Source organism: Bradyrhizobium sp. Leo78, from assembly GCF_059512425.1.
The window spans coordinates 101775-121471 of the sequence record NZ_JCAMOT010000017.1; the positions used below are offsets into that span (position 1 = coordinate 101775).

The window sequence follows — 19697 nt, forward strand, 5'->3', positions numbered from 1 at the left end:
TTTAAGGCTATCGGATCGGCGGAAGATCGTCTGGCGCGTTCTCGTCGAAACCGTGCATGCGCATCGCCCACTGGAAACCTACGACTGCGCCCTTGATCGGCTGCAACAGCAGCAGGGACAAGATGAAAGTCAGCGGCAGATAGATCGAGAGTTGCAGCCAGACCGGCGGTGAATAGTTGGTCTCGATCCACAGCGCGAGCGGCACCACGATGTGGCCGACGACGACGATAACGAGATAGGCCGGCAGGTCGTCGGCGCGATGGTGCGAAAAATCCAGGTCGCAGACCGGGCAGTGACCATCGACCTTGAGGAAGGCGCGAAACAATTTGCCTTGGCCGCAGCGTGGGCAGCGGCAGCGAAAGCCGCGCTTCAAGGCCGCCCACAGGTCGCGCCGCTCGGCCGCCGCGGCTTCGCGGGTCCACACCGTCGTCACGGGCTTCAGCGTTTCCATGACTTGCCTCGCTTCGATTTGCCGGACTTTTGCTTGCCCGGCTTGCGATCCTTCTTGCTCGTCGCGCGCCCCGCTTTCGCGCCCCGCACTTCTTTCTTCCGTTCGCGCCGGCCCTCGCTTTTTCTGCCACGCGGAATGGCCTGTCGGCCCGACAGCAATTCAAAGCGCAGTGCACCTGCGATCGGAGCCGCTTCTACCAGACGCACGTCGACCACGTCACCCAGTCGGTGCATGGCACCGCTGCGGGAGCCGATCAGGGCGTGACGCGTCTCGTCATAGTCGTAATATTCCGTGCCGAGCGTCCGGATCGGGATCAATCCATCGGCGCCAGTGTCGTCGAGCTTGACGAACAGTCCGGAGCGGGTGACGCCGGAAATGCGGCCCTGAAAGCTCGCGCCGACGCGGTCGGCAAGATAATGCGCGATCAGCCGGTCGGCGGTCTCGCGCTCGGCTTTCATCGCGCGCCGCTCCGTCATCGAAATCTCGGCGGCGATCTCGGCAAGCGTCTCCGGCGTCTCGCTGTCCGGCAGGGCGCCATCGCCGAGCCCAAGCGCGCGGATCAGCGCACGGTGCACGATCAGGTCGGCGTAGCGCCGGATCGGCGAGGTGAAATGCGCGTATCGCCTCAAGTTCAGGCCGAAATGGCCGTAGTTCTCCGAGGAGTATTCGGCCTGCGCCTGCGAGCGCAGCACCACCTCGTTGACCAGCGACTCGTAATCCTCGCCCTCGACCTGTGCCAGCACGCGGTTAAAAATCGACGGCCGCAGCGCACCGGCCTTCGTGAAGGGAAGATCGAGCGTCTTGAGGAATTCCTGGAGGTTGTAAACCTTCTCCTGCGTCGGCTCGTCATGCACGCGGTAGATTAGCGGCAGGCCTTTCTTCTCGAGCGTCTCGGCCGCGGCGACGTTGGCGAGGATCATGAATTCCTCAATCAATCTGTGCGCGTCGAGACGTTCGGGAACGATGACGCGGTCGACCGTGCCGTCCGCCTTCAAGAGGATCTTGCGCTCGGGCAGATCGAGGTCGAGCGGATCGCGCTCGTCGCGCGCCAGCTTCACGAGCCGGTACGCTTCCCAGAGCGGCTTCAGGATCGGATCGAGCAGGGGGCCGGTGGTGTCGTCCGGCCGGCCATCGATCGCCGCCTGCGCCTGCGCGTAGTGCAGCTTGGCGGCCGAGCGCATCAGCACGCGGTGGAACGTGTGCGAGCGCTTGCGGCCGTCGGCGCCGATCACCAGCCGCACCGCGAGCGCGCCGCGCGGCTCGCCCGGCACCAGCGAGCAGAGATTGTTGGAGATGCGCTCGGGCAGCATCGGCACCACGCGGTCCGGGAAATAGACCGAGTTGCCGCGGATCAGCGCGTCGTGGTCGAGCGCAGAACCCGCGCGCACATAATAGGCGACGTCGGCGATGGCGACATGGATGACGTAGCCGCCCTTGTTGTTCGGATCGGGATCGGCTTCCGCGTGCACGGCGTCGTCGTGATCCTTGGCGTCCGGCGGATCGATGGTGACGAGCGGCACGTCGCGCCAGTCTTCGCGCGCTTGCAGCGTCGCGGGCCTCGCTTCCTCGGCCTCGCGCAGGGCGCCGCGCGAAAATTCCTGCGGGATCTCGTGGGTGTGGATCGCGATCAGGCTGATCGCCTTTTCGCTCGCGATCGAGCCGAGCCGTTCCTTCACCTTGCCGGAAGCGAGGCCGAAGCCGCGGCTGCGGACGAGATCGACGCTGACGAGATCGCCGTCCTTGGCGCCGGCGGCGTCGGCCTTGGCGATGTTGAGTTCGCGCCCGGCCTGCTTCTTGTCCACCGGCACCAGCCGGCCGCCGCCGTCGGGGAGGGCGCGAAACAGCCCGAGCACGCGGGTCCTGGCGTGGTCGATGACCTTGATGATGCGGCCGCGATAGGGCGTGCCGTCGGCATCTCCCACCATCTCGATGCGCAGCAGCGCGCGGTCGCCGACGCCGGCCGTGGTGCCGCGCTTCTGATGGCGCGGCGTGACGATACGGATTTTCGGCGCGGTGCCGTTCTCTTCCGTATCCCACTCGGTGGGCGTTGCGATCAGCTCGCCGTCGGCATCGCGGCCGGTGACGTCGGCCATCACGGTCGGCGGCAGCGCGGCCGGCTCATGAATCTTGCGGCCGCGTTTGGCGATCGTGCCGTCGTCGGCGAGCTCGCGCAGCATGCGCTTCAGCTCGACGCGATCGGCGTTCTTCAACCCGAATTCGCGCGCGATCTCCCGCGTGCCGACTTTTCCGGGATTGGATCGGATAAAGGCGACAATGGCGTCCCTGGCCGGAAAGCCATGGTCAGGCTTTTGCTTCACTTACCCTCGAGCCTTGCCCGCGCTTTTCTTCGCGGGCGTTTTCGATGTTGCGGCAGGTTTTGCCGCTGATGTCTTCGCTGCCTTCACCGGCGCACGCGCCTTGCTGGCGGCGTCCGATTTCGGCTTGCTCGGCGCCTTCTTTGCCGCCGCCTTCTTGGCAGGCTTCGCCGCGGCGTCGCCATCAGCCTTCGCCGGCTTTTCCGCCTTGGCTTTCTTGGCCTTCGCCTTGCCGCCGCCCTTGGCTGCGCGCTCGTCGATCAGCGTGATCGCGTCCGCAAGCGTCACCTCGTCAGGCGTCTTGTCGCTCGGGATCGTCGCATTGACGCCGCCTGCGGTGACGTAAGCGCCATAGCGACCGTTCTTCAGCGCGACCGCGCCAAGCGCCGGATGATCGCCGAGCGGTTTTCCGGGATCGGCGCCGAAACGACGTCCGCTCGGACCCTTCGCGATCTTCTCCGCGATCAGCGTCACCGCGCGGTTGAGGCCGATGTCGAAGACCTCGTCGCCGGCTTCCAGCGACGCGTAGGTCTTCTCGTGCTTCACGAATGGGCCGAAGCGGCCGATGCCGGCGGTGATCGGCTGTCCTGTCTCGGGATGCTTTCCGACCTCGCGCGGCAGCGACAACAGCTTGAGCGCAAGTTCGAGATCGACGTCGCTCGGCGAGGTGCCCTTCGGAATCCCGGCGCGCTTCGGCTTCTCGCCTTCGGCATAATCCTTCTGCTCGCCGAGCTGGATATAGGGGCCGAACCGTCCCGCCTTCACGGTGACGTCGAAGCCGGTGTCCGGATCCTGGCCGAGCACGCGGTCGGCCGCAGCCTCGGAATCGGCAGCGAGCGGCCTCGTGTAGCGGCATTCCGGATAGTTCGAGCAGCCGATGAAGGCGCCGAACTTGCCGGCCTTGAGGTTCAATCGGCCGGTGCCGCAGGTCGGACACTGCCGGGGATCGCCACCATCCGCGCGCGGCGGATAGATGTGCGGACCCAGCATCTCGTCGAGCACGTCGAGCACCTCGGCGACGCGCAGATCCTTGATGTCGTTGACCGCGCCAATGAAGTCGCGCCAGAAATCCTTCAGCACCTGCTGCCAGGAGATCTCGTTGTTCGAGATGCGGTCGAGCTGTTCCTCGAGATCGGCGGTGAAGTCGTATTCAACATAGCGGCGGAAGAAGCTCTCCAGGAACGCGATCACGACGCGCCCCTTGTCCTCGCCGTGCAGGCGCCGCTTCTCGAGCTTCACGTAGCCGCGGTCCTTCAACACCTGCAGGATCGAGGCATAGGTCGAGGGACGGCCGATGCCGAGCTCTTCCATGCGCTTGACCAGCGAGGCTTCCGAGAAGCGCGGCGGCGGCTCGGTGAAATGCTGGGTGACGGAAAGGTCCTGCCGCTTCAGCGGCTCGCCCGCGCTCATCGCGGGCAGGCGGCGGGAGTCTTCGTCTTCTTCGTCGTCGCGGCCTTCCTGGTAGAGCGCGAGGAAGCCGTCGAACTTGATGACCTGCCCGGTGGCGCGCAATTCCAGCATGCGCGCGCCGGCCTTGGCTTCGATGTCGACGGTGGTGCGCTCGAGCTCGGCGGATTCCATCTGGCTGGCGATGGTGCGGGTCCAGATCAATTCGTAGAGCCGCGCCTGATCGTTATCCAGCCGCCGCTTCAGGTCGTTGGGCCGGCGCGAGAGATCGGTCGGGCGGATCGCTTCGTGCGCTTCCTGCGCGTTCTTGGCCTTGGCCTGGTACTGGCGCGGAGCGTCGGGCACATAGGCGTTGCCGAAGTCCTCGCCAATCACCTTGCGCGCCTGGGTGATCGCGGACGGATCGATCTGCACGCCGTCGGTACGCATATAGGTGATGAGGCCGGTGGTCTCGCCGCCGATGTCGATGCCTTCATAGAGCCGCTGCGCGATGCGCATGGTGTGGGCCGGCGCGAAGCCGAGCTTGCGGCTGGCTTCCTGCTGCAGCGTCGATGTGGTGAAGGGCGCCTGCGGATTGCGCCGGGCGGGCTTTGCTTCGACGGTCGCGACCTTGAACAGCGCGGCTTCGATGGCTTTACGAAAATCTTCGGCTTCCGCGCCCGAGCCGATGTCGAGCCGCGCGATCTTCTTGCCGTCGGCGCCGACGAGCCGTGCCTCGAAGGCGTCGCCGCGGGGCGTCAGAAGCGTCGCGACCAGCGACCAATATTCCCTCGGTACGAACTTCTCGATCTCGAGCTCGCGGTCGCAGACCAGACGCAGCGCCACCGACTGCACCCGGCCGGCGGAACGCGCGCCCGGCAATTTGCGCCAGAGCACGGGGGAGAGGGTGAAGCCGACGAGATAGTCGAGCGCGCGGCGCGCCATATAGGCGTCGACCAGCGCGCCGTCGATCTGGCGCGGCGTCTTCATCGCTTCCGAGACCGCCTGCTTGGTGATGGCGTTGAACACCACGCGCTCGATCTTCTGATCCTTCAGCGCGCGCTTCTCCTTCAACACCTCCAGCACGTGCCAGGAGATCGCCTCGCCCTCGCGATCAGGGTCGGTCGCGAGAATCAGGCGATCGGCACCTTTCAGCGCCTTGGCGATGTCATTGAGTCGGCCGGCAGCCTTGGGATCGACCTCCCAGATCATCTGGAAATTGGAGTCCGGATCGACCGATCCGTTCTTGGCGGGGAGGTCGCGGACATGGCCGAACGAGGCCAGGACCTCGTAGGAGGAGCCCAGATATTTGTTGATAGTCTTGGCTTTGGCCGGCGACTCCACAATGACGATATTCATGTCATTCCAATAGCTTATGGGAGGAACTGAAAGCGGGCTCCGCGAGACTCGCGACCCCCTCTGTCGGGGCGAACATGGGTGTTGAGGGGCCCCCTGTCAAATCGAAGGATATTGAGAGGGTGGGGCGGGTCTACGACTTAATATCTAGGAAGTTGCAGAATGCGTCCTAGAGTTGCGGCCGAAAAGGCCCTATCCTCATTTCAAAATGGTGCTTTTGGAAAAAATTTTTGGCTAGGGCGGGAGGCCGCCGGAAGCGCTCCGCTTCTGGTCGGGAAAAGCGATCGCAACTGGATGAAACCGGCGAGGAGGGCGGCCCTGATGAGGCCGTGGCCTTCATTGCGGAGACTGTGACCGAGCTCGTGAAGCTCGCGGAACGTCACCGGTTGGAGGTCTTGAGTCATCTCTTGGGCATGGCGAAGCTCGAGGCCGAAGAACGGCTGCGCCTGCGCAGCAAGCGCAAGCTGTCGTGAGGCGCGTCGCACTGTCCCGTAGGATGGGTAGAGCGGAAGCGAAACCCATCACGATGGAGCAAGCGGCGCGAATGATGGGTTTCGCTTTGCTCTACCCATCCTACGTTTCCGATTCGGTTTTCAAACAGCGGAGAGGATGTGGGTCCGCATTCTCGCGGCGCGTTGCGTCCGAGGTTTGCGTATCTCTTCACCCTCTCATCGAGCAGAGGGCGCAGGGAAAGCCGGGTGCCGGTTGCACCCATGGGTCCCGTGCAACAAAAAGCACGGGGGTAGGACCACAGGTTCAACCGAAGCATTCCGGCTTTCCCTGCGCGATGGTCTTACGGTTTCCTTCGCGCTCTCCCTGGTGACCGGGCTTTCTTGCCACCATCATCTCTTGTGCGAACTTCTTCGCGCAAAAAACTTAGCGCCAGCGTCGGGGCGCCAGGACCACACGACTTCGCCGTCCGTAATGCGCGCGCTCGTCAGTCACACACATCGCGTCCACCGCATCTCACCGCAACGTTCGTGACGATCGCGAGCCGCCCCTCTCTCGGGTGAGACGCGCGGAGTTAAATCACTGATTTGCCCGACGACGGAAGCGGAATGTTTTTTGTAAGAGGGCTGGACGAAGCAAATCACGTTGATTGGCTTAAGGAAAATCGCGCGAGCGATACGACGCCGTCATGCCCGGGCAAAAGCGCGAGGCGCGTCTTCGCGCAGATGTCCCGGGCATCCACGTCCTTTGCCTCCGTGCACGGGAGAGAACGTGGATGGCCGGGTCAACCCCGGCCATGACGGAGGAGGGGATTGCGCGATGCGTCCCCCTGTCATTCCGGGGCGATGCGAAGCATCGAGCCCGGAATCCATTTCTCCGCCGACGCAAGCCGCGCAATGGATTCCGGGTTCTCGACTTCGTCGCGCCCCGGAATGACGACGTAGGCTGCGGCGCGCAACGAATCACAGATGAAGCAGGACCTACGCCCCACCGCGCCTGGCGCGCTTCGGTGCGCCGCGCTTCAGGGTGATGTCGGCGACCGACAGCAGCCGGCCGTCCTGGGAACATAGCGCGAGTTTCTTCACCGGCTTGCGGTTTTCGCGATCCACCATGGTGGTGCCGATCTCTTCCGGATGGTCGTCGAATTCCTCGCTCCACTGCCGGAGCGCCACCAGGATCGGGAAGACCCCGAAGCCTTTTGGGGTCAGCACATATTCCTTATAGGCGCTGCCGTCGGACGCGGGCGCCAATTCCAATATGCCCTGGTCCATCAGCGCGCGCAGCCGCACGGTGAGGATGTTCCTCGCGAGCCCCAGGCTCTTCTGGAACTCGCCGAAGCGGCGCCGCCCCATCAGCGCATCGCGGATGATCAAGAGCGACCACCAGTCGCCCAGCACATCCAGAGATCGCGCGATCGGGCATTCCGCGCCCTCAAGGCTTGTCCGCTTCACCATCAAGATCTCCGTCCAGACATATCACAGGCTTGTGTAGTTGCATTATAAAACCAGATCGCCTAGTTGTCCAACGAAGTTTAATAATGCAACCACTGGAGGCTATCGTGAGACTGGCGAACAAGACGGCATTGATCACAGGCGGCAACAGCGGCATCGGTCTTGCGACCGCACGTCTGTTCGTTCAGGAGGGCGCCAAGGTTGCGATCACCGGACGAAACCGGGCGACGCTGGAAGCGGCGGCCAAGGAACTGGGACCGAATGCGATCGCGATCGTTGCCGACGCCACCGACGTCGCAGCGACGGAGGCCGCGGTCGCGCAGGCCGCGCAGAAATTCGGCAAGCTCGACATCGTCTTTGCCAATGCCGGCATTCCCGGCCAGACGCCGCTCGGCGGCACCACGCTCGCGGCTTTCGAGCAGGTGATCCGCACCAATTTAACCGCCGTGTTCTTCACGGTGCAGGCGGCCGTGCCGCATCTCAATGACGGCGCGTCGGTCATTCTCAACGGGTCGGTGATCTCGATGCTGGGAAATCCGGGCTATTCGGCCTATGCCGCGAGCAAGGGCGGCGTGCGCGCGATGGCGCGCGTGATGGCCGCCGAACTGTCGCCGCGCGGCATTCGGGTCAACGTGGTCGCGCCCGGCGCCATCCGCACGCCGATCTGGGGTGCCGCGACCGCAACGCCCGAAGCAGAAAAGGCGTTCGAGGCGCGCATCGCTCTGTCGACGCCGTTACGTGGGCTCGGCGAACCCGATCACATCTCCAAGACGGTGCTGTTCCTGGCTTCCGACGATTCCGCTCATATCCAGGGGCAGGAGCTGTTCGTCGATGGCGGTGCCACTGCCTTGCCCGCCGGCGCTCCGATCTATCGGGGACAGAGCCCGCGGCAATAAGCGGTGATCCGGTTCGCGTAAAGAAAACGCGTCAAGAGAAGAACACCGAGCTTCGGTTCTGATTTAGCCAGAACCGGAGCTTCGGGTGCGCCGGCATTATTTCATTGGACTGGGCACAAGGCATTGAACCTTGGTCGAAGCTGCCAAGACAGTTCTGGTGGGCAGGGAAATTTCTTTGACCATTTGATTTGGAGAGCAGCCATGCCGACCGCCGTCCGCACGTCTACTTCGGTCTCGGCTTCCCGCGCCTCGCAGAAGTCAGACAACACGCAGTTCGTTTCGATCACTCTGTTTGCCGGGATCGGCCTTTTGATTTCGCTAGTCGCCCTGATCTTCGGCGTGCAGGGCGCCTGGTATTAGAGCGTTTTCTCCATTCGTCATGGCCGGGCTCGACCCGGCCATCCACGCCTTTCTTGTCGCGGCAACGTGGATGCCCGGGACAAGCCCGGGCATGACGGCGAGGACGCATCTCAAGCCGCGCTGAGATTGCCGGCAGCTTGCAATGCGCCCGCGACGGCTTTCTCCCGATGCTCCGGTCCGACCTGGATTCCGTCGGCGGAGATGAATTCGGGATCCTTCACGCCGATGAAGCCGAACACCCAACGCAAATAGGTCTCCAAATGCTCGGCCACCGCCATCGGCGTGCCGGCGCCGTAATAGCCGCCGCGCGAGACCGCGACGATGATGCGCTTGTTGCCGGCAAGGCCCTCGACGCCGGCAGCGCCGTACCTGAACGTCTTGCCGGCCACCAGGATACGATCGATCCACGCCTTGAGCTGGCTCGGGATGGTGAAATTGTACATGGGCGCGCCGAGCACGACGATGTCGGCTGCCAGGAATTCGTCCAGCATCTGCTGGCCCGCGGCGATGTCCGGCTGCAGCGAGGCTTCCGGGGTGGCGCCCTGGCTCGCAGCCAAATGGGAACCCGAGAGATGGGCGAGCGGCGTCGTTGCGAGGTCGCGATAGGTAACCGCAATGCCGGGATGGGTCTCGCGCAGCCGGTCGACGATGGCGGCGGAAACCTGACGGCTGACGGAGTGCGGGCCCAGCACGCTGGAGTCGAGATGCAGAAGTTTCATGGTTGGTGTCACCCTTTGGTATAGGTTTGTAACTGGCGCTATATGAGTGACCGTGGCAAAACCCCGCAAGAACGCACATTTTTCTCACCGGAGCACATCAGTGAAACCCGCGCACATCCATGTGCCTGTCCTGGAACCGATCCCGCATACCAGCGGCGACTGCCGTGGCGTGGCCTCGGTGCTGGCGCGAGTCGGCGACAAATGGAGCGTGCTGGTGATCATGCTGCTCGGTAACGGACCGCGCCGCTTCAACGAGCTCAAGCGCACGATCGGCGGTATCTCGCAGCGGATGCTGACCCTGACGCTGCGCGGGCTGGAGCGCGACGGGCTGGTCACGCGCACAGTGTTTCCAACCATCCCGCCGCGCGTCGACTACGAGCTCACCGATCTCGGTCGCGGCCTCTCAAAGCCGGTGCAGGCGCTCGGCCAATGGGCGTTCGAGCATTTGCCCGAGATCGAGCGCGCGCGAGGCGAGTTCGATGCGCGGAACGAGCGGGGGTGAACGATGGAGACGAGGGATCTGCACCTCTTCCATAAGGAGAGGTCGGCGCGCAGCGCCGGGTGAGGGGATCCGCTCTATCGAGGGACTGTAACCCCTCACCCGAATTGCTTCGCAATTCGACCTCTCCCTATGGGAGAGGTGAAGAAACGACGTCCTAGACCAGCGACACCAGTCCGCCGCCGTGGCGTTCGAGACGGCCGGCGAGTTCAAGTTCGAGCAGCACCGTGCGAACGATGGTGGCGGACAGGCCCGACATCCGGATCAGGTCGTCGAGGCTGACCGGGCTCGGGCCGAGCAGCGCGACGATGCGTTCGCGCTCGCTCGGATCGGTGTCGAAATCGAGCGGCTCGTCATCGCTTTCGCGTGCACCGAGTGCGAACGGCCGCTCCATGATCGGTTGCACCGCGTTGATGATGTCGCTCGCGTTGGTCACGAGCGCCGCGCCCTGCTTGATCAGATCGTTGGTGCCGGCCGCGCGCGGATCAAGCGGCGAGCCGGGGACGGCGAAGACTTCGCGGCCCTGTTCTGCCGCCATGCGCGCTGTTATCAGCGAGCCCGAGCGGTGCGCGGCTTCGACGATGACGACGCCGAGCGCAGCACCCGAGATCAGGCGGTTGCGGCGCGGGAAGTCGCGGGCGCGCGGGGTGTGGCCGAGCGGCATTTCGGAGATCGCTGCGCCTTGTTCGAGCAAGGCCGCGAGCAGGTCCTCATGCTCGGGCGGATAGATCCGGTCGTGACCGCCGGCGAGCACCGCGACGGTGCCGGTCGTCGTGGTAGCGCGATGCGCGGCCTGGTCGATGCCGCGGGCGAGACCGGAGATCACGACGAAGCCGGCGTCGCCGAGATCATGGGCGAGGGTGCTTGCAAATTTCAGCCCGGCGCCGGATGCATTGCGCGAGCCGACGATCGCGATCATCGGCCGCGCCAGCGCGTCAAGCGCGCCGCGCACCGCAAGCAGCGGCGGCGCGTCATCGATGGTGGCAAGCCGTGCCGGATAGGGGGCTTCGCCCGGCGCGACCAGGCTGACGCCCTGCTTCTTGCAGGCCGCAAGCTCGGCCTTTGCCTCCTCGACCGTGCAGATGCGTCCCGCACCACCGCCGCCACGGCGCGCCATGTCCGGCAGATGTTCGAGCGCGGTGCGCGCGTCGCCGAAATGATTGAGGAGCGAGCGAAAGGTGCGTGGCCCGACATTCTCCGAGCGGATCAGCCGCAGCCGGTCGAGGCGTTCGGTGTCGGTGAGTTGGTGATTGGGCGTGCGGTCATGCATGGCGGCGCAGCTTCGCCCAATCGGATATCGCGATCAACTTGTTTGCCGTCTCCTTCGTCATGCCCGGGCTTGTCCCGGGCATCCACGTTCTTTGCACGGGGCACAGCAAGGCGTGGATGGCCGGGACAAGCCCGGCCATGACGAGGAGGTGAGGGCCTTCCGTCCGATTTACTTGCCCGAGGAGGAGGCGGCCCGTAAAACCAATCCAACCAATGAAGGGAGCAAATTCCCGATGATCTCGCTTGCCGAACTCACCCGCCGCATCGAGCAGGGCGAACTCTCGCCCGATGCAGCGCTTGCCCAATCGCTCGCGGCGGTCGATGCCGAGGAGAAGACGATCGGCGCCTTCGTGTCGCGGGCGGAGAATCCGCGCGCGCAGGCGGCGGGGCCGCTGCGCGGGATTGCGGTCGGGATCAAAGACATCATCGACACCGCGGATTTCCCGACCGAGATGGGGGCGTCGATCTACCGGGGACACCGGCCGCGCGCCGATGCGTCTGTCGTGATGATGCTGAAGCAGGCCGGCGCCACGATCGTCGGCAAGACCACGACGACGGCGTTCGCTGCGAACGATCCGACGGCGACGCTCAATCCGCGCAATCATGGCCACACGCCGGGCGGATCGTCGGCAGGCTCAGCGGCGGCGGTCGCGGCCGGGATGATTCCGCTGGCGCTGGGGACGCAGACGGCAGGCTCGGTGATCCGGCCGGCGTCGTATTGCGGCGTGGCCGCGATCAAGCCGTCCTACCGGCTGCTGCCGACGGTCGGCGTCAAGTGCTTTTCCTGGACGCTCGATACCGTCGGCCTGTTCGCTTCAGGCGTGAGCGACCTCGCGGTGGCGCTGGCGGCGATGACGGGACGGCCGGCGCTGCGGTTGCCCGACACCATCACAGCGCCGCGGATCGGCATCGTGACGCAGGACTTTGCCGGTGCGCCCGATGAGTCGGGCGCGGAGGCGCTAAGGATCGCGGCGCAGATGGCCGAGCGCGCTGGTGCTTCGGTTCGCGCGCTGTCATTGCCTGAGATCGTTGCGGAAGCCTGGCGCATTCAGCCGGTGGTGCAGGATTTCGAGGCGCACCGGTCACTGGCGTGGGAATATCGCGAGAACTACGACGCAATGCCGCCATTGCTGCGCGGCCGGCTTGACGAGAGCAGGGATGTCAGCGCGGCTCAATACGACGAGGCGATCGATGTCGCCGGTAGTGCGCGGCAGGCGCTTACGCAAGCGTTTGCGGATGTCGACGTGCTGCTGACGCTGTCCGCGCCCGGTGCTGCGCCGAAGGGGCTCTCGTCGACCGGCGATCCCCGCTACAACCGGCTATGGACGTTGATGGGCGTTCCTTGCGTCAACGTGCCGGCCTACGTGGCCGAAGGCAACTTGCCTGTCGGCGTGCAGGTGATCGCGCCATTCGCTGCCGACGCCAAGGCGCTGGCGGCGGCGCGCTTTGTCGAGATGGCGCTGGCGAAACTATAACAGTGCGGGCTCGGCGGCGCGCGACTTGCGCGGCGTCTCGATTCGCGTCGAGCCGGCATCTTGCGCCAGGAAACGTTCGGCAGCCTTGCGGCCGCTCCGATGCAGTTGGCGAATGAAGCCTGGCCCGAGATCGGTGGCGCTGCGCTGGGCGAGCCCGTCGATCTCATCTTCCGCTGCGATCCGGAATAGCCGCAACGAGGGGGCTGCTGCAGGACGCGCCCATTCCAGCGCCGCAATCTCGGCGTTGAGCACGGAATTGGCGGTGATCTGGTCGAGGCGGCGATCGATCGCGGCGGGCGTGATCGGAACATAGCTGTCGCGCGCCGGCGTGACTTGAACGACGAGCACGTTGGACGTCTCGGATTCCTGCACGAGTCGGACCAGCGGGGGATTGCCGCCAAAGCCGCCGTCCCAATAGGACTCGCCGTCGATTTCGACCGCGCAATGGATCAGGGGCGGGCAGGTCGAGGCGAGCAGCACATCGGCGGTGATCTCGTCATTGCCGAAGACTTGCTGCCGGCCGTCGCGCACGCGTGTCGCCGCGACCAAAAGCTTCGGGCTGGCGGGGCTCTGCAGCGCGGAGAAATCGATATCCCTCCAGAGCGCCTGGCGCAGCGGATCGAGATCGAACGGATCGAACTGGCCGGACCGCAGCGTCGGCCCGAATGCGACCGACCGTCCGGCCGGCGAGAATCCTCCGACCAGCATCAGCGAGCGGAACGAAGCCTCGTGCATCATCCGCATCCAGAACCGGTTGAGCGCGGCACGTGCGCCTTCGCGGCCACCTTCCACCAGGCCGCAAGCGAGCAGCGCGGCATTGACGGCGCCGGCGCTGGCGCCGCTGATGGTGTCCAACGCGCAATCCGGTTCTTCCAGGAGCCGCTCGAGTGCGCCCCACGTGAACGCGGCAAAGGTGCCGCCGCCCTGCAGTGCCAGCGATAATTGTCGCGGCGGCCAGACCAGCGATTCGCGTGCGTCCGTTTTTTTCGGTTTATCGACCGGCGAGCGCGCCCGCAGGTCGGCCCGCGCCGATTGCATGTTCAGGATGGCGTCCGGGAGTGATGGGGCAGGCAGCTCAGCTTCCGAGCTGGACTTGGCTGCTGAATCGACGGCAGTCGGTGTCTTGCCGGAGAATGACCAGATTTCGCTGGCCGCGAGCAGGGCGCTCGCGCCGGACGTACTCACCGGACGCGACGCGACATCGGGCGCGCTCATTCCGCTAATCCCATCCTGTTCGATCCCGTCCACCTGACGAAACCGTATGACGCCATTTGAATCGCAGGATGACAGCCCGCGTTACCGTTTGCCAGTATCGCGCAAGAATTTCGGACAGATGTGACCCGTCCTCAACAGGTTGATGGCGAATTCTAGGCCTTTTGGCCGATGCGCCCCTCGGTTCCCGCCAGCAAGCGCTTGATGTTTTCGCGATGGGTATAGAACAGCATGAGCATCAGCACCGCGGCGAGCGCGGCGAGTGCGGCGTGGTCGAACCACCACAGGAAGATCGGAGTGACGACGGCGGCCACCAGCGCCGATAGCGACGAATAGCGTGTGGTGAAGGCGGTCGCTAGCCAGACCGCGCCATAGACGGCCGCAGCCGGCCAGAACAGGCCGATCAGCACGCCGATATAGGTAGCGACGCCCTTGCCGCCCTTGAATCCGAGCCAGACTGGATAGAGATGGCCGAGGAAGGCGCCGAGTCCGGCCACCATCGCCGCATTCGGGCCGCCGAGATAGCCCGACAGCACCACTGCAGCGGTGCCCTTCAGCATGTCGAAGATCAGCGTCGCCGCGGCGAGCCCCTTGCGCCCGGTGCGCAGCACATTGGTGGCGCCGATATTTCCGGACCCGATCGAGCGCAGATCCTGTGTGCCGGCGATCTTGGTCAGGATCAGGCCGAACGGGACCGAGCCGAAGAGATAGCCGATCAGAAACGCGACGATCAGGAAGGCGTCAGAGGACATGGCCGGCGCTCCCGCCGCAGGCGCGGCATGTCTCGGAGGTGTCTCTTTTTCTTGACGCGTTTTCTTGACGCGAACCGGTATCCACTTCGCTTGAAAACGCTCTAGACATGTTCATACACCGTCCGCCCACCGACAATGGTGCGTACGACGCGGCCGGAGAAGCGGGCCTCGTCGAAGGGCGTGTTCTTGCACAGCGATTTGAGGTCGGCGGGATCGAGCACCCAGGGCGTGTCCGGATCGATCACGATCACGTCGGCCGGCGAACCCGCGCGCAGCGAGCCGCCGGGCAGGCCCAGCAGTTCGGCGAGTCGGGTCGACATCGCCCGGATCAAGGTCTTGAAATCCATCTCGCCATTATGGACCAAACGCAAGGCCGCCGGCAGCATGGTCTGCAGCCCGACCGCGCCGGGGGCGGCCTCGGCGAACGGCAGGCGCTTGACCTCGACATCCTGCGGATTGTGGTCGGACATGATGACGTCGATGAGACCGGAGGCCAGCGCCGCGACCAACGCCTGACGGTCGTCCTCGGTGCGCAGCGGCGGCGACAGTTTCAGGAACGTCCGGTAAGGCCCGATATCGTTCTCGTTCAGTGTGACGTGGTTGATCGAGACAGAAGCAGAGACGTCGGCGCCGGCATCGCGGGCGCGTTTGAGGATTTCAAGCGACTCAGCCGTGGTGAGGGAGGCCGCGTGATAGCGGCCGCCGGTCAGCGCCGCGAGCCGCACGTCGCGCTCGAGCATGATCGACTCGGCGGCGTTCGGGATGCCGGCAAGCCCCAGCCTCGTCGCGAACTCGCCCTCGTTCATGACGCCTTCGCCGACGAGGTCGGGATCCTCGGTGTGATGCACGATCAGTGCGTCGAAGTCGCGCGCATAAGTCAGCGCGCGGCGCATCACCTGCGCGTTGGTGATGCTCTTGTCGCCATCGCTGAAGGCAACTGCGCCGGCGGCCTTCAACAAGCCGATCTCGGTCATCTCCTCGCCGCGCAGACCCTTGGTCAGCGCCGCCATCGGATGGATGTTGACGATCGCGGTGTCGCGGGCGCGGCGCATCACGAAATCGACGGTCGCCGAATTATCGATCACCGGCGAGGTGTTCGGCTGGCAGATGATGGTGGTGATGCCGCCGGCAGCCGCGGCGAGGCTTGCCGACGCAAAGGTTTCGCGATGGTTCGCGCCGGGCTCGCCGACAAAGGCGCGCATGTCGATCAGGCCGGGAGCGACGATCTTGCCGGCGCAATTGACGATGTCGGTGCCTTCGGGGACGCCGGCGGCGCCGATGCCGCGCTTGGAGTCGCGGATCAAGCCGTCGGCGATCAGGACGTCGGCGGGCCCGTCGAGATCGCGGGAGGGATCGACGACGCGGGCATTGGCGAGCAGAATTGGGCGACGATCTGTCAGCATGATCTCACGCGTTCGGCAGGTTGCGGGCGAGCGCTTCCAGCACCGCCATGCGCACTGCCACTCCCATTTCGACCTGTTCGCGGATCACCGATTGCGCGCCGTCGGCCACCGCCGAGTCGATTTCGACGCCGCGATTCATCGGCCCCGGATGCATCACCAGCGCATCTGATTTGGCGTAGGACAGCTTCTTCTGGTCGAGGCCGAAATACTGGAAATATTCGCCCGAGGACGGCACGAAGGAGCCGTTCATGCGCTCGCGCTGCAGGCGCAGCATCATCACGATGTCGGCACCGTCTAGCCCCTCGCGCATGTCGCGGGCGACCTCCACTCCCATCCGCTCAATGCCGCGCGGCAGAAGCGTCGAGGGCGCGACGACGCGGACGCGGGCGCCCATGGTGTTGAGCAGGAGGATGTTGGAGCGCGCGACGCGGGAATGCATGACGTCGCCGCAGATCGCGACCACCAGCCCCTCGATCCGGCCCTTGTTGCGGCGGATCGTCAGCGCGTCGAGCAGGGCCTGGGTCGGATGCTCATGCGCACCGTCGCCGGCATTGATCACGGAACCGTCAACCTTGCGCGCCAGCAGTTCCACGGCGCCGGAGGCATGGTGGCGCACCACCAGGATATCCGGATGCATCGCGTTCAGCGTCACCGCGGTGTCCATCAAGGTCTCGCCCTTGCGCATCGAGGACGAGGACACCGACATGTTCATGACGTCGGCGCCCAGCCTTTTTCCCGCGATCTCGAAGGAGGATTGCGTGCGGGTCGAGGCCTCGAAGAACAGGTTGACCTGGGTGCGGCCGCGCAAGGATGCGCGTTTCTTGTCCACCTGGCGGTTGAGCTCGACATACTCCTCGGACAGGTCAAGCAGCCCGGTGATGTCGGCAGCGGAAAGCCCCTCGATGCCCAGCAAATGCCGGTGACCGAGGACAAAGGTCGATTTCAATGATGGGGTCATTAAAGCCAGAGCTATAGGCGTGGATGGTCGGCGGGGCAAGCGGGAATAGGGGGTGGATGAGTTATCCCCGGGTCTGTCACGGCGTCGTCATGCCCGGGCTTGTCCCGGGCATCCACGGCTTACTTAATATCTGCCGCAAAGAAGTATCGGCCGCAAAGAACGTGGATGGCCGGGACGAGCCCGGCCATGACGCAAGTGGGTAGGTCCTCGTGAAAGCGATACTCATCGGAATTGTGGCAGCCATGTCGATTTCGGCAGCCCGCGCGCAAACCCTGCCGGGCGGTTTCGTGTTCCTGCGCGACATCGATTCCACGATCGTCCAGGACATCCGATATGCCGGCCCGAACAATTTCGTCGGCCGGCCGCTCAGGGGCTACGGCGCGGCGGAATGCGTCGTGAAGCGCGAGGTCGGGCTCAGGCTGAAGGCCGTGCAGCAGGAACTCGCGGCACAAAGGCTCTCATTGAAGATGTTCGATTGCTACCGCCCGGCGCGGGCGGTCGCCGACATGGTCGCGTGGTCGAGGGATGGCAAGGAGACGGTCGCCGGCAAGCGCTACAATCCGGCGTTCAGGAAGGCCGATCTGTTCCGGCTCGGCTATATCGCTGCGCGTTCCGGCCATTCGAGCGGGGCCGCGCTCGACTTGACGCTGGTGGATCTTGCCGCCGACAATTCCGGTGAGTTCGATCCCGCGAGAGACTATGCCGACTGCACGGCAACAGTGGAAAGGCGGGCACCGGAAGGCAGCGTCGACATGGGCACCGGCTATGATTGCTCCGACGTCAAGGCGCATACCGCCGCGGGTCAGATCAGTCGGTCGCAGCGGCGGTGGCGCAGGATGCTCGTCGCAGCGATGGCGCGACAGGGTTTTGTCAACTATTCCAAGGAGTGGTGGCATTTTTCGCTGCCCGGCGGGGGCGGTCAGGCCTATGATTTCCCGATTCCGCCGCGCCGCTAGAGCGCGATGACTTCTCTTCGAATCGTCATCCAGCTCTAGCCCTTTGTTTGAGCATGATCTTTTCGGAAAACCGGTGTCCACTTTTCCGGATCATGCTCTAGTTCCGGCTTTCAGGAAGCGTCATGACCCAAGCCATCTTCTCGACCCACGAGGTCTTCAACCAGTCGCCGCCGTTCGAGGATGTCGATCTGTTCACGCTCGACAAGCCGCTGGTCGAGGCGGTGGCCGCCAATGGCGGCGGCTCGGCACAGGGCGAGCTCGCACAATTCGGCGAGCAGTGGGGCTCGGCGGCGATGGCGGAGCGGGGGCGCATCGCCAATGAGAACACGCCGAAACTGCGCACCTTCGATTCCCGCGGCAACCGCCGTGATGTGGTCGAGTTTCATCCGGCCTATCACGAACTGATGGCGCATAGCGCCCATGCCGGTGTGCACAACTCGACCTGGACCGCGCAGGGCAAGCCCGCGGGCGGCGCGGCGGAGGTGGTGCGCGCGGCGAAATTCTACATCGCTGCACAGGTCGAGACCGGACATCTCTGCCCGATCACCATGACCCGCGCCGCCGTCGCGGCGCTGGCGTCGCAGCCGGATCTCCTCGCAAGGACGATGCCGGTGATCGCCACGCGTTCCTATGATCCGAGTTTCGTGCCCTGGTGGGAGAAGCGCGGCATGACGCTCGGCATGGGCATGACCGAGAAGCAGGGCGGCACCGACGTGCGCGCCAACATGACGCGCGCGGCGCGCGATGGCGATGCATATCGCATCACCGGACACAAATGGTTCATGTCGGCGCCGATGTGCGACGCGTTCCTGGTGCTGGCGCAGGCCGAGGAGGGCCTGAGCTGCTTCTTCATGCCGCGCTTTGCGCCGGATGGGTCCGTGAACGCCATCCGCTTCCAACGCCTGAAGGACAAGCTCGGCAACCGCTCGAATGCGTCGTCGGAGGTGGAATTCCACGGCGCCTATGCCGAGCGCATCGGCGAGGAGGGCAAGGGCATCCGCACCATCATCCAGATGGTGCAACTGACCCGGCAGGATTGCGCAATCGCCTCTGCCGGCCTGATGCGCTCGGGGCTCGCGCATGCGCTGCATCACGCACGCCATCGCAGCGTGTTCCAGAAGCATCTCGCCGATCAGCCGCTGATGCAGGCGGTGCTGTCGGACATGGCGCTGCATGTCGAGGCGACGGTTGCGCTGGTGATGCGGCTCTGCCGCGCCTTCGACCGCACACCGGATGAGCCTAAGGAAGCGGCCTATATGCGGCTGCTCACGCCCGCGATCAAATACTGGGTCTGCAAGAGCGCGCCCGGCTTCCTCTACGAGGCGATGGAGTGCCTCGGCGGCAACGGCTATGTCGAAGAGGGCATTCTGGCGCGGCACTACCGGGAGTCACCGGTCAATGCGATCTGGGAAGGCTCGGGCAATGTGATGTGCCTCGACGTGCTGCGCGCGCTGTCGCGCGAGGCGGATGCTGCATCGGCGATCCTGCAGGAATTGGCCGGGCAGACGCAGGGCCTGCCCGGCGCAAGCGAGGCGGTGGCCTTCATCGGCAAGGCGTTCCGCAGACCGGACAGCGAGCGCGTCGCGCGGCTTGCAGTCGAAAAACTGGCGCTGCTTGCCGCGAGCGCCGCGCTCAATGCCGTGATGCCGCGTCACGCCGAACTGTTCGCGGCGACACGGCTCGCGACCACGCATGCGGGCATGTACGGCGCGGTGGACATTGCCGAGAGCGACATGCGCGCGCTGCTGGAGCGGGCGCTGCCGCATTGAATGACACACACTCCGTCATG

The 19697-nt window shown here is 65.0% G+C and carries 17 protein-coding genes; 7 read left to right on the top strand and 10 right to left on the bottom strand.

Going from position 1 to position 19697, the window contains the following annotated elements:
• Positions 1 to 7: 7 nt before the first annotated feature.
• The 3 genes from AC5ZG1_RS21820 to topA are packed head-to-tail and all read right to left on the bottom strand — an operon-like array spanning position 8 to position 5511.
• Positions 8 to 451, bottom strand: a complete 444-nt coding sequence (locus AC5ZG1_RS21820) for a DUF983 domain-containing protein (protein WP_130231027.1) — start codon at positions 449 to 451, stop codon at positions 8 to 10.
• Positions 439 to 2769, bottom strand: a complete 2331-nt coding sequence (rnr, locus tag AC5ZG1_RS21825) for a ribonuclease R (RefSeq protein ID WP_496134049.1) — start codon at positions 2767 to 2769, stop codon at positions 439 to 441. Before rnr ends, AC5ZG1_RS21820 begins: the two co-directional genes overlap by 13 nt.
• Positions 2770 to 5511, bottom strand: a complete 2742-nt coding sequence (topA, locus tag AC5ZG1_RS21830) for a type I DNA topoisomerase (protein ID WP_496134050.1) — start codon at positions 5509 to 5511, stop codon at positions 2770 to 2772.
• Positions 5512 to 5837: 326 nt separating this feature from the next.
• Between topA and AC5ZG1_RS21835 the strand changes: the two genes are divergently transcribed.
• Complete coding sequence (locus tag AC5ZG1_RS21835; protein WP_245287282.1) at positions 5838 to 5981, top strand: hypothetical protein; 144 nt, start codon at positions 5838 to 5840, stop codon at positions 5979 to 5981.
• 957 nt (positions 5982 to 6938) lie between these two features.
• On the opposite strand, the gene AC5ZG1_RS21840 is transcribed toward AC5ZG1_RS21835, so the two are convergent.
• Positions 6939 to 7412, bottom strand: coding sequence for a winged helix-turn-helix transcriptional regulator (locus AC5ZG1_RS21840; RefSeq protein ID WP_456644173.1), 474 nt, complete (start codon positions 7410 to 7412; stop codon positions 6939 to 6941).
• 104 nt (positions 7413 to 7516) lie between these two features.
• Between AC5ZG1_RS21840 and AC5ZG1_RS21845 the strand changes: the two genes are divergently transcribed.
• Both AC5ZG1_RS21845 and AC5ZG1_RS21850 read left to right on the top strand, forming a co-directional pair.
• Positions 7517 to 8305 (top strand): SDR family NAD(P)-dependent oxidoreductase, encoded by a 789-nt coding sequence (locus tag AC5ZG1_RS21845; RefSeq protein WP_165435423.1) that lies wholly within the window; start codon positions 7517 to 7519, stop codon positions 8303 to 8305.
• 201 nt (positions 8306 to 8506) lie between these two features.
• Positions 8507 to 8665 carry a hypothetical protein gene (locus AC5ZG1_RS21850; protein WP_165435422.1) on the top strand — a complete coding sequence of 53 codons (159 nt, stop codon included), beginning with the start codon at positions 8507 to 8509 and terminating at the stop codon, positions 8663 to 8665.
• Positions 8666 to 8775: 110 nt separating this feature from the next.
• Here AC5ZG1_RS21850 and AC5ZG1_RS21855 read toward each other — a convergent pair whose 3' ends face one another.
• Entirely contained in the window at positions 8776 to 9384 is a 609-nt protein-coding gene (locus tag AC5ZG1_RS21855; protein WP_456644172.1) for an FMN-dependent NADH-azoreductase, read from the bottom strand.
• Positions 9385 to 9484: 100 nt separating this feature from the next.
• Here AC5ZG1_RS21855 and AC5ZG1_RS21860 point away from each other — a divergent pair, with 100 nt between their 5' ends.
• On the top strand, positions 9485 to 9886 hold the full coding sequence (locus tag AC5ZG1_RS21860) for a winged helix-turn-helix transcriptional regulator (protein WP_456644171.1): 402 nt from the start codon (positions 9485 to 9487) through the stop codon (positions 9884 to 9886).
• Between the two features lie 154 nt (positions 9887 to 10040).
• On the opposite strand, the gene dprA is transcribed toward AC5ZG1_RS21860, so the two are convergent.
• Positions 10041 to 11153 (bottom strand): DNA-processing protein DprA, encoded by a 1113-nt coding sequence (gene dprA / locus AC5ZG1_RS21865; protein ID WP_496134051.1) that lies wholly within the window; start codon positions 11151 to 11153, stop codon positions 10041 to 10043.
• Between the two features lie 232 nt (positions 11154 to 11385).
• Between dprA and AC5ZG1_RS21870 the strand changes: the two genes are divergently transcribed.
• Positions 11386 to 12627: an amidase gene (locus AC5ZG1_RS21870; protein WP_496134052.1), complete on the top strand. Its 1242-nt coding sequence runs from the start codon at positions 11386 to 11388 to the stop codon at positions 12625 to 12627.
• On the opposite strand, the gene AC5ZG1_RS21875 is transcribed toward AC5ZG1_RS21870, so the two are convergent.
• From AC5ZG1_RS21875 to AC5ZG1_RS21890, 4 genes are all read right to left on the bottom strand, one after another.
• On the bottom strand, positions 12622 to 13842 hold the full coding sequence (locus tag AC5ZG1_RS21875; RefSeq protein WP_496134053.1) for a patatin-like phospholipase family protein: 1221 nt from the start codon (positions 13840 to 13842) through the stop codon (positions 12622 to 12624). The two genes, AC5ZG1_RS21870 and AC5ZG1_RS21875, sit on opposite strands and share 6 nt — an antisense overlap.
• Before the next feature lie 152 nt (positions 13843 to 13994).
• A complete protein-coding gene (gene plsY, locus AC5ZG1_RS21880) occupies positions 13995 to 14591 on the bottom strand; it encodes a glycerol-3-phosphate 1-O-acyltransferase PlsY (protein WP_028166687.1) in 597 nt (198 codons plus the stop codon).
• 101 nt (positions 14592 to 14692) lie between these two features.
• Positions 14693 to 15994 carry a dihydroorotase gene (locus AC5ZG1_RS21885; protein ID WP_496134054.1) on the bottom strand — a complete coding sequence of 434 codons (1302 nt, stop codon included), beginning with the start codon at positions 15992 to 15994 and terminating at the stop codon, positions 14693 to 14695.
• 4 nt (positions 15995 to 15998) lie between these two features.
• Entirely contained in the window at positions 15999 to 16952 is a 954-nt protein-coding gene (locus tag AC5ZG1_RS21890; RefSeq protein ID WP_028166685.1) for an aspartate carbamoyltransferase catalytic subunit, read from the bottom strand.
• A 242-nt stretch (positions 16953 to 17194) separates the two neighbouring features.
• Between AC5ZG1_RS21890 and AC5ZG1_RS21895 the strand changes: the two genes are divergently transcribed.
• Positions 17195 to 17908 carry a M15 family metallopeptidase gene (locus AC5ZG1_RS21895; protein WP_496134055.1) on the top strand — a complete coding sequence of 238 codons (714 nt, stop codon included), beginning with the start codon at positions 17195 to 17197 and terminating at the stop codon, positions 17906 to 17908.
• A 122-nt stretch (positions 17909 to 18030) separates the two neighbouring features.
• Entirely contained in the window at positions 18031 to 19677 is a 1647-nt protein-coding gene (locus AC5ZG1_RS21900; RefSeq protein ID WP_496134056.1) for an isovaleryl-CoA dehydrogenase, read from the top strand.
• Positions 19678 to 19697: the final 20 nt, after the last annotated feature.